Source organism: Rhizobium album, from assembly GCF_003122325.1.
Taxonomy (GTDB): Bacteria; Pseudomonadota; Alphaproteobacteria; order Rhizobiales; family Rhizobiaceae; genus Metarhizobium; species Metarhizobium album.
Window position 1 is genome coordinate 74,260 of the sequence record NZ_QFBC01000001.1, and the last position, 16,432, is coordinate 90,691.

Genomic DNA, 16,432 nt, shown 5'->3' on the forward strand with positions numbered 1-16,432 from the left:
AAATGGCGACGTCAACCCTGCGCAATGTCGGCGGCTCCGTGATGATGACGGTGCCCAAGCCCGTGCTGGAAGAACTCGGGCTTCAGGCCAATTCCAAGGTGGATGTAATCGCGGAAGACGGGAAGATTGTCGCCGTGCCCCGGGTGCGACCGAAATACACCCTGGAGGAGTTGCTGGCCCAATGCGATCCCGAGGCACCGTGGTCGGAAGAAGAGCGTGAATGGATGGATGCTCCTTCGGTCGGCAAGGAAATCATCGACTGATGGATCGCGGAGATATCTGGTTTGCCGATCTTGAACCGACACGCGGGCGTGAACAGGCGAAGGCGCGTTATGTGATGATCGTGTCGCCTCGCGGTTTCAACCAGCTAGGGGTCCAGTTGATCGCGCCAATCAGTTCGGGCGGGGAATTTGCGCGCTCTCGGGGGTTTACCGTGTCGCTGTCCGGCGCGGGGACGAAGGCCACCGGCGTTGTCCTTTGCCACCAGATACGCACCGTGGACCTGAAAGCGAGAGGAGGGCGCTTTGAGGAAAAAGCCCCGGAATTTATTGTCAGGGAGGTTCTGGCGCGTCTCTCGGCACTTTTTGAATAGCAGTGGATTTTGAACGGCGGCAATGCCGCCGACAGGGAGAGAATATCGATGACCGAAGTCTTCATTTACGACCATGTGCGCACTCCGCGCGGTCGCGGCAAGAAGGATGGCGCGTTGCACGAGGTGCCTACGCCGCGGCTGGCGGCGCGGGTGCTGGAAGCGGTGCGCGACCGCAACGGCCTCGATACGGCCAGGGTCGACGACATCATCTTCGGCTGCGTCGATCCGGTCTATGAGGCCGGCGCGGTCATTCCGAAGGCCGCCGCCTTCGAGGCGGGTTATTCCTTTCAGGCGCCGGGCATGCAGATCTCCCGCTTCTGCGCCTCGGGCCTCGATGCCGTCAATCTCGGCGCCGCCAAGATCGCGCAAGGGGCAGACGATATCGTCGTCGCCGGCGGTGTCGAAAGCATGTCGCGCATCGGCATGGGCATGTCGGGCGGTGCCTGGTACATGGACCCCTCGGTGAACTTCCCGGCCTATTTCATGCCGCAGGGCGTCTCTGCCGACCTGATCGCCACCAAATACGGTTTTACCCGCGACGACGTCGATGCTTATGCCGTCGAGAGCCAGCGCCGTGCCGCACACGCCTGGGATAGCGGCTACTTCAAGAATTCGGTCATCCCGGTCAAGGACCAGAACGGCCTGACGATCCTCGCCAAAGACGAGCACATGCGCCCCGGCACAGACATGCAGGCGCTGGCGAGCCTCAATCCGTCCTTCCAGATGCCCGGCGAAATGGGCGGCTTCGACGCCGTCGCCATCGAGGCGCATCCGGATGTCGAGCGCATCAACTACATCCACCATGCCGGCAATTCCTCCGGCATCGTCGACGGCGCCGCCGCCGTGCTGCTCGGCTCCAGGGCCGGCGGCGAGACGATGGGCGTCAAGCCGCGGGCGCGGATCAGGGCTTTTGCAAACATCGGCTCGGATCCGGCACTGATGCTCACCGGACCGGTGGATGTCACCGAAAAACTGCTGAAGCGCTCCGGCCTGAAGCTCTCCGACATCGACCTGTTCGAACTCAACGAAGCCTTCGCCGCCGTGGTGTTGCGCTACATGCAGGCCTTCGACATCGAGCCCGACCGCATCAACGTCAATGGCGGTGCCATCGCCATGGGTCATCCGCTCGGTGCCACCGGTGCGATGATCCTCGGCACGGTGCTCGACGAACTGGAGCGCCGCGACCTGAACACCGCGCTGGTGACGCTCTGCATCGGCGCCGGCATGGGCACGGCGACGATCATCGAACGGGTTTGAGGGAGGACGAGCAATGACTTACACGAATTTCACCGTCGAGACCGACGCCGATGGCATCGCCCTCGTGACCTGGAACATGCCCGACAAGTCGATGAACGTCTTCACCGTCGAGGTCATGGACGAAATCGACGCGATCATCGACCAGGTGGTCGGCGATACCGGCATCAAGGGTGCGGTCTTCACCTCCGGCAAATCGTCCTTCTCCGGCGGCGCCGACCTCTCCATGATCAAGGGCATGTTCACCATGATGCTGGAGGAGAAAGAGAAAGACCCCGACAACGCCATCCAAAAACTGTTCGACGTCGCCGGCCGCATGACCTGGCTGTGGCGCAAGCTGGAAACCTGCGGCAAGCCGTGGGTCTCGGCGATCAACGGCACCTGCATGGGCGGCGCCTTCGAACTGTCGCTCGCCTGCCACGGCCGTGTCGCCTCCAATGCCAAGTCGGTCAAGATCGCGCTTCCCGAGGTCAAGGTCGGTATCTTCCCGGGCGCCGGCGGCACCCAGCGCGTGCCGCGGCTGACCAATGCGCAGGACGCGCTGCAGATGATGACCACCGGTGCCAGCCTGACGGCGAGCCGCGCCAAGGCCATGGGCCTGGTGCACCAGGTGGTCGAGCCGGACCAGTTGATCCCGGCCGCCAAACAGATGATCAAGGATGGCCTTAAGCCCGTCGCCCCCTGGGACGAGAAGGGGTTCAAGGTTCCCGGCGGCGGCATCTGGACGCCGGCGGCCGCCCAGCTCTGGCCGGCTGCCTCCGCCATCCTGCGTCGCGAGACGCACGGCAACTATCCGGGTGCGCTCGCCATCGTGAAATGTGTCTATGAAGGCCTGCAGCTTCCCTTCGATACGGCGCTCAAGATGGAGCAGCGTTATTTCACCCAGGTGCTGCAGACCACCGAAGCCTACTCGATGATCCGTTCGCTGTTCATCTCGATGCAGGAACTCGGCAAGGGCGCCCGTCGTCCGGCCGGTATCGAGAAATCGGACTTGAAGAAGATCGGCGTCGTCGGCGCCGGCTTCATGGGCGCCTCGATCGCCTATGTCAGCGCCGCGGCCGGCATTGCGGTGACCCTGATCGACCGCGACCTGGAAGCCGCTGCCAAGGGCAAGGCCGTTTCGGAAAAGCTGGTGGCCGATAGCGTCGGCAAGGGGCGGATGACCAAGGAGGAGGGCGAAAAGCTGCTCTCGCTGATCACGCCTGCCGCCGATTACGAAGGCCTGCACGACGTAAAACTGGTCGTCGAAGCCGTGTTCGAGGATCGCAACGTCAAGAAGGTGGTCATCGAGGCCGTCGAGGCGGTGCTGCCGGAAGACGCCATCTTCGCGTCCAACACCTCGACGCTGCCGATCACCGGCCTTGCGGAAAATTCCAGGCGCCCGAAGCAGTTCATCGGCGTGCATTTCTTCTCGCCGGTCGAGAAGATGATGCTGACGGAGGTCATCCTCGGCGAGAAAACCGGCGACAAGGCGCTCGCCGTGGCGCTGGATTATGTCGCGGCGATCCGCAAGACGCCGATCGTCGTCAACGACACCCGTGGCTTCTATGTCAATCGCTGCGTCTTCCGTTACATGAACGAAGCTTATGACATGCTGGCCGAAGGCGTGCCGGCGGCGATGATCGAAAATGCCGGCAAGATGGCCGGCATGCCGGTCGGCCCGCTGTCGCTGACGGACGAGATCGCCGTCGATCTCGCCCAGAAGATCATGAAGGCCTATATCGCCGATCTCGGCGAGGGCGCCGTCAAGCCGGCCCATATGGCTCTGATGAACAAGATGGTCGATGAATTCGACCGCCGCGGCCGCAAGAACGCCAAGGGTTTTTACGATTACCCGCCGAAGCCGGCCAAGAAGGCTTTGTGGCCGGGCGTGAAGGATCTCTATCCGCAGAAGAAGGCGGAAGACTTCGATATCAAGGTGCTGCAGCAGCGCCTGCTCGTCACCGTGGCATTGGAAGCGGCCCGCACCATGGAAGAGGGAATCGTCATCGATCCGCGTGAGGCCGATGTCGGCTCCATCCTCGGCTTCGGTTTTGCACCCTACACCGGTGGCACGCTGTCCTACATCGACGGCATGGGCGTGAAGACCTTCGTGGATCTCTGCGACCGCCTGGCTGCCGATTATGGCGATCATTTCCAGCCAACGCCGCTGCTGCGCGAGATGGCGGCGAAGGGCGAGACCTTCTATGGACGGTTCGATCCTTATGCGAAGAAAGCGGCGGCCTGAGCTGGTATCCGTCTGTCAGCCAAATGATCTCTCGTGATCCTCGGCTCAATGCCGAGGATCACGTAGCGGATGTGACAGGGTTTTCTCGGCCTTGGCCGGCAAACGATTATTGGCCACTCGCCTCAGCGAACGACCACACCATCGCGAGCGACAAGCCGCCCGGCCTTGTAAACGGCCCGTCCCTTGGGAACGCCGACCACCGCTTCCGGCACGTGCTCGGCGGCCAGCGTCACAAAATCGGCCCTGTTGCCGACCGCAAGCCCGTACCCTTCGAGCCGCAGGGCTTTGGCGCTGCCTTCCGTAACGACGTCGAAGGCCAATACCAACTCCTCGTCGGTGTAGAATCCGGAGCGATAGCCGATGATCGAGGCGCGGCTCAGCATGTCGCCGTCGCCATAGGGCCACCAGGAATCGCGGATGTTGTCGCTGCCGCTGAAGACGGTGACGCCGGCCTGCCGCAGCATCGCCACCGGCGGGAAGCCGTGGTCGCCCGGTGCGTTGGTCATGATCGCCACACCGGCCCTGGCGAGGAGATCGCCGGTCTTGCGGGCAAGGTCGACGGACACGTCGCCGAGCGAATAGGCGTGGCTGACGGCCACGTGGCCGGCCATGCCGAGCGCCGTCGTGCGCGCCGCGATCTGTTCCAGCTCGAAGATGCCGAGCGTGCCGAAATCGTGCAGGTGGATATCGACATCGACGCCGCGCTTTTCGGCGATGCCGAAGACGACGTCGAGATGTTTCTCGACATCGCGGTCGAAGCTGGCCGGATCGAGGCCGCCGACGAGATCGGCGCCGAGCCCGATCGCCTCGTCCATCAGCTCCGGCGTGCCGGGGCTTTTGAGAATACCGCTCTGCGGAAAGGCGACGAGCTGGATATCGATGCGGTTGCGGTATTCCTCGCGCACGGCAAGGATCGTCTCCAGCGATTTGAGCCCCACCGAGCCGTCGACCATGACGTGGCTGCGCATCGAGGTCGAGCCGTTGCCGATGCACAGGTCGAGCTGCTTGCGTGCCCGTTCGGCCATCGGCGCCGCCTTGGCCATGTTGTCCGCCTGGAAGGCGACGCGCTCATGCACGTCGAAGCCGGCAGTGCAGGGCCGGTGCGGTTTCCAGGCATCGCCGTAAAAGCTGGTGTCGAGATGGATATGGCCTTCGACGAAACCGGGCACGACCAGCAACCCGCCGAGATCGACGGTTTCGTCCGCCGGCTGAGGGGTTGCCGTTTCCGACTGTCCGATCGAAACGATGCGGCCTGCCGCGACGGAAAAATCGGTGAGCGTCCCATCGGCGAACCGGGCGTTGGTGAAGAGTGTATCGGCGGGTTTCACGGTGTCTCCTGTCGCTTGCGGCGGCGATGCCGGCCCGACGATAATCGCTCGGTCTGCGCCGCCAGGGCGGGGCGATATTGCTCTGCCGCGACCGTGCTTTCAACCTGCTGCATCGACCGTGCTCAGTTTTCTGCTGCCGCGGCTGCCTGCGTCGTGTAACTGATAGTGTCTACTTGTGATCGGGCGAACCACCAAGGGCGGAGAGAGCATATGGAAAAGGAACGTATCGGATTTATCGGCGTCGGCCTGATGGGCCACGGCATGGCGAAAAACATCGTCACCAAGGGCTGGCCGCTCACCGTCATGGGCCATCGCAACCGCGCGCCGGTGGAAGATCTTGTTGCCGTCGGCGCCAGCGAGGCGAAGACCGCCCGCGAGCTGGCGCTCGTCTCCGATGTCGTCATCCTCTGCGTCACCGGCTCGCCGCAGGTGCAGGCGGTGATCGACGGGCCGGACGGGCTTGCCGCCGCCGGCCGCGAACTGGTCGTCGTCGATTGCTCCACCTCCGATCCCTCGGTGACGACGCGGCTTGCCACATCGCTGGCAGAGAAGGCCATCACCCTGGTGGATGCACCGCTCGGCCGCACGCCGGCGGATGCGGCGGCCGGCACGCTCGACGTCATGGTCGGCGGTGCCGATGCCGTCATCGCCCGCATCCGGCCGGTGCTCGATGCTTTCGCCGGCCGCGTCATCCACACCGGCCCGACCGGCTCCGGCCACACGATGAAGCTGCTCAACAATTTTCTGTCCATGGGTTATGCCGCCCTTTATTCCGAGGCGCTGATGCTCGGCGCCAAGGCCGGCGTCACGCCGCAGGTCTTCGACGGCGTCATCCGCGGCGGCCGCATGGATTGCGGCTTCTACCAGACCTTTTCGCGCTGGTTCCTGGAGCGCGATCCGAATGCCCACAAATTCGCGATCCGCAACGGCTTCAAGGACATGAGTTACCTTGCAAGCCTGGCCAATTCGCTGGGCGCTGCCAATCCCGTCGGCGCGGCGGTGAGAAACACCTTTGCGCTTGCGGTCGGCACCGGCCACGGCGACGATTACGTGCCGATGCTCACCGACATCGTCCAGGACCTCAACCGCGGCGACGCCTCCTGAGACGCAGTGCAACGGCCGCCGGGCGGCCGTTTCTTAACCTTCGGCCGATGGACGGGCGACGATGTTGCAATCGCCGCTCGACAATTCCGCCCATCCACGCTATGAGCCGCGGCAATGAATGGCTTGCGATATGCTGGCCGTTATGCTGATGCCGTCCGGCCTCCCTGCCTGTCGGCGCTGAAGAACAGAATTCCGAAAGATCAAAAAACCATGACAGAGATCGAAGGCATCGTCCCGGCGATTGCCAAGGCGTTGGACAAACGCGGTTATAAAGAATTGACGCCGGTGCAGAAGGCTGTGATCGACCCCGAGCTCGGTGTTGCCGACGCGCTGGTATCGGCGCAGACGGGCTCCGGCAAGACGGTCGCTTTCGGCCTGGCGCTGGCGCCGACGCTTTTGGGCGATGCCGAAACGTTCGGCCCGGCGGCGACGCCGCTGGCGCTGGTCATCGCGCCGACGCGCGAACTGGCGCTGCAGGTGAAGCGCGAGCTCGAATGGCTCTATGAATTCGCCGGCGCCACCGTTGTGTCCTGCGTCGGCGGCATGGACATGCGCACCGAACGCCGGGCGCTGGAACGCGGCGCCCATATCGTCGTCGGCACCCCCGGCCGTCTCTGCGACCATATCCGCCGCGATGCGCTCGACATGAGCGACCTGCGCGCCGTGGTGCTCGACGAGGCCGACGAGATGCTCGACCTCGGTTTCCGCGAGGACCTGGAGTTCATCCTCGAAGCTTCGCCAGAAGATCGCCGCACGTTGATGTTTTCGGCCACCGTGCCGCGGGCTATCGCCAAGCTGGCCGAAAGCTACCAGCGCAACGCCGTGCGCGTCGAAACCACGGCAGCCCGCGAACAGCATGTCGATATCGAATATCGTGCGCTGGTCATGGCGCCGGCGGACCGCGAAAACGCCATCATCAATGCCCTGCGCTTCTATGAAGCGAAGAACGCCATCGTCTTCTGCTCGACGCGTGCGGCCGTCAACCATCTGACGGCGCGGCTCGGCAATCGCGGCTTTTCGGTCGTGGCGCTGTCGGGCGAACTCAGCCAGAGCGAGCGCACCCATGCGCTGCAGGCGATGCGCGACGGTCGCGCCCGTGTCTGCATCGCCACCGACGTCGCGGCCCGCGGCATCGACCTGCCGAACCTCGAACTGGTCATCCATGCCGACCTGCCGACCAATCCCGATACGCTGCTGCACCGCTCGGGCCGCACCGGCCGTGCCGGCCGCAAGGGCGTCAGCGCCCTGATCGTGCCGCAGAACGGTCGCCGCCGCGCCGAGCGCCTGCTGCAGAATGCCGGCATCGCCGCCGAATGGGCGCGTCCGCCGTCTGCCGACGAGGTCAGCCAACGGGATGGCGAGCGGCTTCTGGCCGATCCGTCGCTCAGTGAGCCGATGGGCGAGGACGAAAAGACCTTCGTTGCCGAACTTCTCGAGCGCCACGGCGCCGAGCAGGTGGCAGCCGCCTTCGTGCGCCTCTATCACACCGGCCGTTCGGCGCCGGAAGAACTGATCGAGATGAGCCTCGACCAGGGCCGCCGCACGAACCGCGACGATCGCCACAACCCGAACGACGGCTTCAAGGGCAGCGACGAACCGCGCCGCAGCCGCCAGGAATTCGGCGAAAGCCTGTGGTTCTCGCTCTCGGTCGGCCGCAAGCAGAATGCCGAACCGCGCTGGCTGATTCCGATGCTTTGCCGCGCCGGCAACCTGACCAAGCGCGATATTGGCGCGATCCGCATGCAGCAGCAGGAAACCCATGTGGAACTGGCGGCGGAAAGTGCCGAAAAATTCCTGTCGGCGATCGGCCCGAACCGCACCATCGAAAAGGGCATTCGCGTCACGGCGCTGAAAGGCCCGCCGGAAGCCGGCGACGGCGACCATCGCAAAGCCTTCGGCAAACCCTCCAAGGCCCGCGATTTCGACGATCGTCCCGACCGGCCGAAGAAGCCGTTCGGCAACAAGCCACGCGAAGCGTCGGCCGATCGCGGCTTCTCCGAGCGTCGCGACGACAAGCCGCTCGGCGACCGCCCGGAGCGTCCGAAGAAATCCTTCGGCGGCAAGCCGCGGGAAGCATCCGCCGAACGGAGTTTCTCCGAGCGCCGGGATGAAAAGCCGTGGACCAAGAAGCCGGCCAAGCCGAAGGCCGATACGGCCGGTGCACCCCTGGCCAAGAAGCCGAAGAAGAAGAACGCCAAGACCCGCGTCGAATAAGGCGGCTTGCCGCGGCGGGTAAGCTCGCCCGGCATCGCAAGATACGGTGAAAACGACGAACAAAAGCGGCGGAACGGCTTTGGCCGGCTCCGCCGTTTGCGTTTGTGGTCATTCGGCTGCGGCGCGTTTCAGCCCGGAAACCTGGGTGAGATAGGCGCGCAGTGCCGCCGGTTTGACCGGCTTGTGCTGCACGGCGATGGTATGGCGTTCGGCTTCGGCGCGCACCTCGACGCTGCGGTCGGCCGTCAGCAGCAGAGCCGGGATATCGGCCTTGAAGAAGGCGCGCAACGCCCGGATCGCCTCGATACCGTCGCCACTGTCGAGATGGTAGTCGGCAACGATCAGGTCGGGCATGCCGTCGCCGGTCAGGCGCTCGTTCGCCTCCGCCAGCGAGGCGGCCGTTTTCACCTCGCAGCCCCAGCCTGAAATCAAGAGCTGCATGCCTTCGAGGATCTTCGGTTCGTTGTCGATGCACAGCACGCGAAAACCCTTGAGCGTTTGCGACGCCGTGTCGCCGGCGGGCAGGGCGGAAGCGGGTGCTGCGGCGGGAACGGACAGGTCGAGCGGCATGCGCACCCGGAAATCCGTGCCGCGGCCGGGGATCGAATGCAGGCTGACGGGATGGCTGAGCACCCGTGAGATGCGATCGACGATCGAGAGGCCGAGCCCCAGGCCGGCGGCGGTGCGCGCGCCCTCGTCGAGACGGGCGAACTCCTTGAAGATGGTGCGGAATTTCGAGGACGGGATGCCGATGCCCGAATCGAGCACCTGGATGATCACCTGGTTGCCCTGCCGGCGAGCGCCGACCAGCACCTTGCCGCTCAGCGTGTATTTGATGGCGTTGGACACCAGGTTCTGGATCAGACGCCGCAGCAGGTTGGGGTCGGAGCGCACATGCAGCGAGGTCGGCACGACCACGAGTTTCAGTTTTTTCTCGCGTGCGATGGGCGCGAAATCGGTTTCGATGCGGCCGAGCAGGTCGCTGAGCGAAACGGTGGCAAGCCGCGGTTTCATCGCCCCGGTGTCGAGACGGGAAATGTCGAGAACGGCGCCGAGGATGGTTTCGACCGATTCCAGCGCCGAATCGATGTTGCGCACCAGCGTGCTGTTGTCCGAATGGCCCATGCGCTCCACCAGCGACGACGAATAGAGGCGGGCGGCATTGAGCGGCTGCAGGATGTCGTGGCCGGCAGCGGCGAAGAAGCGGGTCTTGCCGATATTCGCCTCGTCGGCGCTGGCGCGGGCTTCGGCCAGTTCATGGTTGACGCGGGTCAGTTCGCCGGTGCGTTCGGCAACGCGCTGCTCCAGCGTTTCGTTGGCCTGTTTCAGCGCCTTGTCGGCGGCGACGCGCTGGGTGATGTCGGTGAAGGTGGCGACGATGCCCTTGTCCGGCATGGCATTGGAGCGCACCTCGATGATCGTCTCGCCACCGCTCAGCACCAGCGAAAACGGCTTGTCGAAGGTCTGGAAGTTGCGCACCACATGGGGCTGGTCGCTCACCGGAATGTCGCCGCGCTCGGAGAGGATGGCGACGATGTCGGCCAGCGGGAAACCCACCTGGCCGACATGTTCCGGCAGGTCGAGCAGACTGCGGAAACGGCGGTTCCAGATGCTCAGCCGGTTGGAACTGTCGAAGACGGCGATGCCCTGGTCCATCTGGGACAGCGCCGTCTGCAGCATGTCCTGGTTGTATTGCAGCGCTTCGCTGGCCTGGTCGAGCAGCCAGGCGGTGTCGGAGGAGGCGTCTTCGGCCTTCTGCAGGATCAGCGACAGCACGAGGCGCGCCGACGAAGACCCGATGGCGCTGCCGAGCAGCTGCTCGGAAAAATGGATCAGCGCCATGTCGGCCGGCTGGTCGTCCAGCAGCGGCTTGCCGGCGGTGCGGGCGTAGGTGCCGAAGGACCGCTCCATGCGTTCGTCGCCGAGATAACGGGCGATCGCCGCCTTCAGGTCGCCGACGCTGACGCGGGTCTTCCAGCCGCGGGTGGCGAATTGCGAGCGGGAATGGCGCTTGACGAAGATGCCGGACTGGATGCGTTCGACCGGCTTGGGATTGCGCGTCAGCGAGCCGATGACGAAGGCGGTGCAGTTGACCAGCAGACTGAGCGTCACGGCATTGACCAGCGGATCGGCGCCCGGATCGGTAAACAGCGTCGTGCCGGGGAAGATGAAGCCGAGCACGGCCGGTGCGACATAAGAATAATCCGGTCCGCCGAGGCTCGGCATGAACAGGAGATAGGCCCAGATGACGAAGCCGCTGACGAGCCCGGCAATGGCGCCGCGGGCATTGGCGCGCCGCCAGATCAGGCCGCCGACCAGCGGCGGCGCGATCTGGGCGATGGCGGCGAAAGCGAGCAGGCCGATCGAGGCAAGCCCCGTCGTCGCAGTCGAGCGGTAATAGCCGTAACCGAGCAGCATGACGGCGAAGATCGCTGTGCGCCGGATATTGAGCAGCGAGCGGGCGAAGTTCTTGCGCCGGCTGTCGTCGGAAAAATTCCGGCGCAGGAAGATCGGCATCACCAGGTCGTTGGAGATCATGATCGCCAATGCCACCGATTCGACGATCACCATGGCGGTGGCGGCGGAAAAACCGCCGATGAAGGTGATCAGCGACACGGTGTGCATCGCGTTGGCGAGCGGCAGCGACAGCACGTAGATGTCGGCATCGCCGCTGCCGCCGAACACCATGATCCCGCCGATGGCGACCGGCAGCACGAAGATGTTGATGGCGACGAGATAGACCGGCAGCAGCGTGCCGGCGAGCCTCAGTTCGCCCTTGGTGCGGTTCTCCACCACGGTGACGTGGAACTGCCGCGGCAGCAGGATGATGGCGAAGGCCGAGAGAATGGTCAGCGTGATCCAGCGGCTGAGCGGCGTTTCGTAGCTGAGTGCCGCCATCACCCGCGCATTTTCCGAGGCCTTGGTCCAGAGATCCCACGGTCCGTCGAAGAACAGGAAAAGCACCGATATGCCGACCGTGCCGAACGCGACGAGCTTCACCAGCGATTCCATCGCGATCGCCAGGATCAGGCCGTCCTGGTGTTCGGTGGCGTCGGTGTGGCGCGTACCGAACATCACCGCGAAGCAGGCGAGCACCAGCGTGACGACCAGCGGCAGGTCGATGAAATAGAGGTTGCCGCTGCCGATGCCGTAGTCGGAAGGATTGACAATCGCCGAGACGGAATTGGAGACCGCTTTCAGCTGCAGGGCGATATAGGGGATGGCGCCGACGAGGCAGATCAGCGCGACGATACCGGCGACGGTGGAATTCTTGCCGTAGCGGGCAGCGATGAAATCCGCCACGGAGGTCAGTTTTTCTGCCTTGGCGAGCTCGGTGATGCGCCGGAGCACCGGCATGCCGAGGGTGAAGACGAGGATCGGTCCGATATAGATCGCCGCGAATTCGAGGCCGCGTTCGGCCGCGAGGCCGACGCCGCCGAAATAGGTCCAGGAGGTGCAGTAGATGGCGAGACTGAGCGCATAGACGATCGGCCGGCCCTTGTTGGGCGCGCCCCTGACCTGGCTCACCCGGTCGCCGTAGCTCGCGACCGCAAACAGCAGCAGCAGATAGCCGATCGCCGATGCGAATATGACCCAGCCTGGCAGCATTCCCCCCTCCGTCCCCGCATGCGGGAAAATGAGGATAGGACAAAGCAGCCCGCTTGAAAATTGCCCGCCTCTAGGCCTTAAGTCCAAGAAACCTATTTACATCCGGGCCGCTTCGTATTTCGATCGGCGTGTTCGGATGTTTGGAAGGCGATATCGTCGCCTTTCCGGATCTATTGCAACAGGGGGCCTATCGAATGCTCAATGAATTCAAGACATTTATCGCGCGCGGCAACGTCATGGACCTTGCCGTCGGCGTCATCATCGGCGGCGCCTTCGGCCTGATCGTCAATTCGCTGGTCAACGACATCGTCATGCCGATCGTCGGCGTCATCTTCGGCGGGTTCGACTTCTCCAACTATTTCATTCCATTGAGCTCTTCCGTCACGGCTACCTCGCTGGCCGCCGCCCGCGAGCAGGGCGCCGTCTTCGCCTACGGCAACTTCATCACCGTCGTCATCAATTTCATGATCCTCGCCTGGATCATCTTCCTGATGGTCAAGGGCGTGAACAAGATCCGCTCGTCGGTCGAGCGGCAGGAGAAGAAGGACGAGGCCGCCGCGCCGCCGCCGGCAGACATCCAGCTTCTGACCGAGATCCGCGATCTCCTGAAAACGAAATAAGAGTGGAAACCGGGCCGGTCGTCCGGCCGGCCCGGCGCGATTCATCACCGGAATCGATCCGTCGCTCAGGGAATATCATGGGATTTGTTGACGATCCTCGGTTATGAAGACCGGAAATCGGAGAGAACCTATGTCGATTCTGAACAGCCTGAGCCCGCGCGCGCTCGAAGCCCCTGAAAGTGGCATCGTCGAAGTCGTCAACTATGCCCGCGGTCGCGACGGGCTGATTCCGCTCTGGGTCGGCGAAGGCGACTTGCCGACGCCCGGCTTCATCAACCAGGCTGCATCGGATGCGATGTTCGCCGGCGAAACCTTCTACACCTGGCAGCGCGGCATTCCCGAGCTGCGCCAGGCGCTGGCCAATTATTACAACAGGCATTTCGGCACATCGCTGCCGATGGAGCATTTTTACGTCACCGGCTCCGGCATGCAGGCGATCCAGCTGTCGGTGCAGGCGCTGACCTCCCCGGGCGACGAGATGATCTATCTTTCGCCCGCCTGGCCGAATATCGCCGCCGCCCTTGACATCGCCGGCGCCCGCTCCGTGCCGGTAACGCTGGATTTTGCCAATGGCAGCTGGTCGCTGGATCTCGATCGCCTGGAGAAGGCCATCACCCCGAAGACGCGCGCCATGTTCATCAATACGCCGTCGAACCCGACAGGCTGGACGGCCACCCGCGAGGACCTCGACGCCATCCTGGCGCTCGCCCGCAAGCACGACATCTGGATCCTCGCCGACGAGATTTACGCCCGTTATTGTTACATCGGCACGCGCGCGCCATCGTTTCTCGACGTCATGCAGGACGGCGACAAGATCCTCTTCGTCAATTCGTTTTCAAAGAACTGGTCGATGACCGGCTGGCGCGTCGGCTGGATCGTCGCACCGCCGGAAATGGGTCAGGTGATCGAAAACCTGGTGCAATATTCGACATCGGGCGTCGCCCAGTTCATGCAGCGCGGCGCCGTTGCCGCCCTCGACCAGGGCGATGACCTGGTGCGGGCGAATATCGAAAAGGCCACGAAGGCCCGCGACATTCTCTGCGATGCGCTGATCGCCACCAACCGGGTCGAAACCCTGAAGCCGGACGGCGCGCTCTACGCCTTCCTCAAGATCGACGGCGTCACCGATAGCCGGGCGGCAGCGATCGACATCGTCGACAAGACCGGCGTCGGTCTTGCGCCGGGCACGGCCTTCGGGCCGGGCGGCGAACTGTTCATGCGCGCCTGCTTCCTGCGTGATCCGGCACATATCCAGGAGGCCGCCGTCCGCCTCGCCGCCTATATCCAGGCCCGCTGACGGCATGGTTTTTGCTGGCATTGGGGAATTCGCTAAAATTCGAACGAATTCCCCAAGCTTCCATTGACCACATCAGCAAACAAACCGGCCCGAACCGGCGGAAACAGGCAATCCCGAACGAATTTGAAAAGAAACCCGCGCTTTGATGCTTCCCAATAAAAACGAACAGGGAAGTAAAAATCATGGCGGTGCTGGTGACGGGTGGCGCAGGCTATATCGGCAGTCACATGGTGTGGGCGCTTCTGGATGCGGGCGAGGATGTCGTGGTGCTCGACCGGCTCTCGACCGGCTTCCGCTGGGCGGTGGCGCCTGAAGCGCGGTTCTACATGGGCGATGCCGGCGACGAGACCTTGCTGCAGCAGGTGTTTGCGGAAAACGACATCGACGCGATCATCCATTTCGCCGGTTCCGTCGTCGTGCCGGAATCGATCGTGCATCCGCTCGAATATTACGAAAACAACACCAGCAAGACACGCATGCTTCTGGCCGCCGCGGTCAAGGCCGGGATCCCGCATTTTGTCTTTTCGTCGACCGCCGCCGTCTACGGCACGCAGGAAAGCGCCGTTCCGGTCCGGGAAAGCGTGACACCCCGGCCTGAAAGCCCCTACGGCGTTTCCAAGCTGATGTCGGAAATGATGCTGCGCGACACGGCGCAGGCGCATGCCTTCAGTTATGTCGCCCTGCGGTATTTCAACGTCGCCGGTGCCGATCCGAAAGGCCGGGCCGGGCAATCGACGGTGGGCGCCACCCACCTCATCAAGGTCGCCTGCGAGGCGGCTCTCGGCCGCCGCGCCAGTATAGATGTCTACGGCACCGACTACAATACGCCCGACGGCACCGGCGTGCGCGACTACATCCATGTCAGCGACCTGGTCGAGGCACATCTGCGCGCACTCGCCTATCTGCGGCAGGGCGGCGTCTCGCTGACGGCGAATTGCGGTTACGGCCAGGGCTATTCCGTCCTGCAGGTTCTGCAGGCGGTCATGCGGGTGCATGGCGGGCGTTTCGGCGTACGGTATGCGCCGCGCCGCGCCGGCGACCCGGCAAGCATCGTCGCGGACCCTTCTCTGGCGCGCGAAGCGCTGGGCTGGGTGCCGTCCCACGACGATCTCGACGGCATCGTGCGCAACGCCCTCGACTGGGAGGAGCACCTGGCGCGCAAGAACAGCTACGACATCGAAAGCATGCACCAGATGCTGGCCTCCGCCCGCTTCTGAGGCGGTCTGTCTTGCCTTGCACCGGGCGAAAGGGCTCGGTGCGGCTGCGCCGCGCTCCAGTTTGACAACAGCTTCGGCCGCTAGGTTCGAACCCGGAATGGATTTATTCACCGGGTTTACGAATCATGATGCTTTTCGAACGCGGGATGGGTTTTCTCTCTCCTGCTGAATTGTCTTTGCCATCGTCGTGGGTGCGCTCATGAAGGCCGTCATTCTTGCCGGCGGCCTGGGTACGCGCCTGTCCGAAGAGACCCAGCTCAAGCCGAAGCCGATGGTCGAGGTCGGCGGCCGGCCGATCCTCTGGCACATCATGAAGATCTACCACAGTTACGGCATCAGGGATTTCATCGTCTGCTGCGGCTTCCGTGGTTATGTGATCAAGGAATATTTCGCCAATTACGGCCTGCACATGTCGGACATCACCTTCGACCTGGCTGAAAACCGGCTGCAGTTCCATCGCAAGAACGCCGAGAACTGGCGGGTGACGCTGGTCGATACCGGCGAACATTCGATGACGGGCGGCCGCCTGAAGCGTGTCGCCTCCTATCTGCGTGACGAGGAAGCCTTCTGCTTCACCTACGGCGACGGTGTCTGCAGCGTCGACATCGCCGACACCATCCGTTTCCACAAGAACCATGGCAAGCTGGCGACCGTAACGGCTGTCCGGCCGCCGGCGCGTTTTGGCGCGCTGAAGCTGAATGGCGACGAGGTGCAGGGTTTCGTCGAGAAGCCGGAAGGCGAGGGCGGTTTCATCAACGGCGGCTTCTTCGTGTTGTCGCCGAAGGTCATCGACCGCATCCCCGATGACGCGACGAGCTGGGAGAGCGCACCGCTGGCCAGCCTGGCCGGTGACGGCCAGTTGCGAGCCTATTTCCACGAGGGCTTCTGGCAGCCGATGGATACGCTGCGCGACAAGACCCATCTGGAAACGCTCTGGGAAGGCGGCAATCCCCCCTGGAAGACATGGTGA

12 protein-coding genes are annotated in these 16,432 nt (G+C 63.8%); 10 read left to right on the forward strand and 2 right to left on the reverse strand.

Annotated features, from left to right (window positions below; translation table 11 throughout):
- Positions 1-2: 2 nt before the first annotated feature.
- Genes DEM27_RS00405 through DEM27_RS00420 form a run of 4 tightly spaced genes read left to right on the forward strand, consistent with a single transcriptional unit; the run spans position 3 to position 4,073 of the window.
- A complete protein-coding gene (locus tag DEM27_RS00405) occupies positions 3-263 on the forward strand; it encodes an AbrB/MazE/SpoVT family DNA-binding domain-containing protein (protein WP_109456223.1) in 261 nt (86 codons plus the stop codon).
- On the forward strand, positions 263-592 hold the full coding sequence (locus DEM27_RS00410) for a type II toxin-antitoxin system PemK/MazF family toxin (protein ID WP_109456224.1): 330 nt from the start codon (positions 263-265) through the stop codon (positions 590-592). The genes DEM27_RS00405 and DEM27_RS00410 overlap by 1 nt, the downstream gene beginning before the upstream one ends.
- A gap of 48 nt (positions 593-640) precedes the next feature.
- Positions 641-1,849, forward strand: coding sequence for an acetyl-CoA C-acetyltransferase (locus DEM27_RS00415; protein ID WP_109456225.1), 1,209 nt, complete (start codon positions 641-643; stop codon positions 1,847-1,849).
- Positions 1,850-1,862: 13 nt separating this feature from the next.
- Complete coding sequence (locus DEM27_RS00420) at positions 1,863-4,073, forward strand: 3-hydroxyacyl-CoA dehydrogenase NAD-binding domain-containing protein (protein WP_109456226.1); 2,211 nt, start codon at positions 1,863-1,865, stop codon at positions 4,071-4,073.
- A 122-nt stretch (positions 4,074-4,195) separates the two neighbouring features.
- Here the strand turns inward: DEM27_RS00420 and DEM27_RS00425 are convergent, their stop codons facing one another.
- The gene (locus DEM27_RS00425; protein WP_109456227.1) at positions 4,196-5,401 is read right to left on the reverse strand and encodes an amidohydrolase family protein; all 1,206 of its coding nucleotides are present in this window, start codon (positions 5,399-5,401) and stop codon (positions 4,196-4,198) included.
- A gap of 210 nt (positions 5,402-5,611) precedes the next feature.
- Between DEM27_RS00425 and DEM27_RS00430 the strand changes: the two genes are divergently transcribed.
- Both DEM27_RS00430 and DEM27_RS00435 read left to right on the forward strand, forming a co-directional pair.
- Positions 5,612-6,505, forward strand: a complete 894-nt coding sequence (locus DEM27_RS00430; protein ID WP_109456228.1) for an NAD(P)-dependent oxidoreductase — start codon at positions 5,612-5,614, stop codon at positions 6,503-6,505.
- A 210-nt stretch (positions 6,506-6,715) separates the two neighbouring features.
- On the forward strand, positions 6,716-8,719 hold the full coding sequence (locus tag DEM27_RS00435) for a DEAD/DEAH box helicase (RefSeq protein WP_109456883.1): 2,004 nt from the start codon (positions 6,716-6,718) through the stop codon (positions 8,717-8,719).
- Positions 8,720-8,827: 108 nt separating this feature from the next.
- On the opposite strand, the gene DEM27_RS00440 is transcribed toward DEM27_RS00435, so the two are convergent.
- Positions 8,828-12,328, reverse strand: a complete 3,501-nt coding sequence (locus DEM27_RS00440; protein ID WP_109456229.1) for a PAS domain-containing hybrid sensor histidine kinase/response regulator — start codon at positions 12,326-12,328, stop codon at positions 8,828-8,830.
- Positions 12,329-12,522: 194 nt separating this feature from the next.
- Here DEM27_RS00440 and mscL point away from each other — a divergent pair, with 194 nt between their 5' ends.
- The 4 genes from mscL to rfbF all read left to right on the forward strand — a co-directional run bounded on the left by mscL (position 12,523) and on the right by rfbF (position 16,432).
- Positions 12,523-12,948 carry a large conductance mechanosensitive channel protein MscL gene (gene mscL, locus DEM27_RS00445; RefSeq protein ID WP_109456230.1) on the forward strand — a complete coding sequence of 142 codons (426 nt, stop codon included), beginning with the start codon at positions 12,523-12,525 and terminating at the stop codon, positions 12,946-12,948.
- 130 nt (positions 12,949-13,078) lie between these two features.
- Positions 13,079-14,245 (forward strand): pyridoxal phosphate-dependent aminotransferase, encoded by a 1,167-nt coding sequence (locus tag DEM27_RS00450; protein ID WP_109456231.1) that lies wholly within the window; start codon positions 13,079-13,081, stop codon positions 14,243-14,245.
- A gap of 182 nt (positions 14,246-14,427) precedes the next feature.
- Entirely contained in the window at positions 14,428-15,462 is a 1,035-nt protein-coding gene (gene galE / locus DEM27_RS00455) for a UDP-glucose 4-epimerase GalE (RefSeq protein ID WP_109456232.1), read from the forward strand.
- A gap of 199 nt (positions 15,463-15,661) precedes the next feature.
- Positions 15,662-16,432, forward strand: coding sequence for a glucose-1-phosphate cytidylyltransferase (gene rfbF, locus DEM27_RS00460; protein ID WP_109456233.1), 771 nt, complete (start codon positions 15,662-15,664; stop codon positions 16,430-16,432).

What these genes read in the sequence shown, in the direction of transcription:
- DEM27_RS00405 (WP_109456223.1), top strand. Translation starts at nt 3, where the DNA reads ATGGCGACGTCAACCCTGCGCAATGTCGGCGGCTCCGTGATGATGACG.
- DEM27_RS00410 (WP_109456224.1), top strand. Translation starts at nt 263, where the DNA reads ATGGATCGCGGAGATATCTGGTTTGCCGATCTTGAACCGACACGCGGG.
- DEM27_RS00415 (WP_109456225.1), top strand. Translation starts at nt 641, where the DNA reads ATGACCGAAGTCTTCATTTACGACCATGTGCGCACTCCGCGCGGTCGC.
- DEM27_RS00420 (WP_109456226.1), top strand. Translation starts at nt 1,863, where the DNA reads ATGACTTACACGAATTTCACCGTCGAGACCGACGCCGATGGCATCGCC.
- DEM27_RS00430 (WP_109456228.1), top strand. Translation starts at nt 5,612, where the DNA reads ATGGAAAAGGAACGTATCGGATTTATCGGCGTCGGCCTGATGGGCCAC.
- DEM27_RS00435 (WP_109456883.1), top strand. Translation starts at nt 6,716, where the DNA reads ATGACAGAGATCGAAGGCATCGTCCCGGCGATTGCCAAGGCGTTGGAC.
- DEM27_RS00440 (WP_109456229.1), bottom strand. Translation starts at nt 12,328, where the DNA reads ATGCTGCCAGGCTGGGTCATATTCGCATCGGCGATCGGCTATCTGCTG.
- mscL (WP_109456230.1), top strand. Translation starts at nt 12,523, where the DNA reads ATGCTCAATGAATTCAAGACATTTATCGCGCGCGGCAACGTCATGGAC.
- DEM27_RS00450 (WP_109456231.1), top strand. Translation starts at nt 13,079, where the DNA reads ATGTCGATTCTGAACAGCCTGAGCCCGCGCGCGCTCGAAGCCCCTGAA.
- galE (WP_109456232.1), top strand. Translation starts at nt 14,428, where the DNA reads ATGGCGGTGCTGGTGACGGGTGGCGCAGGCTATATCGGCAGTCACATG.
- rfbF (WP_109456233.1), top strand. Translation starts at nt 15,662, where the DNA reads ATGAAGGCCGTCATTCTTGCCGGCGGCCTGGGTACGCGCCTGTCCGAA.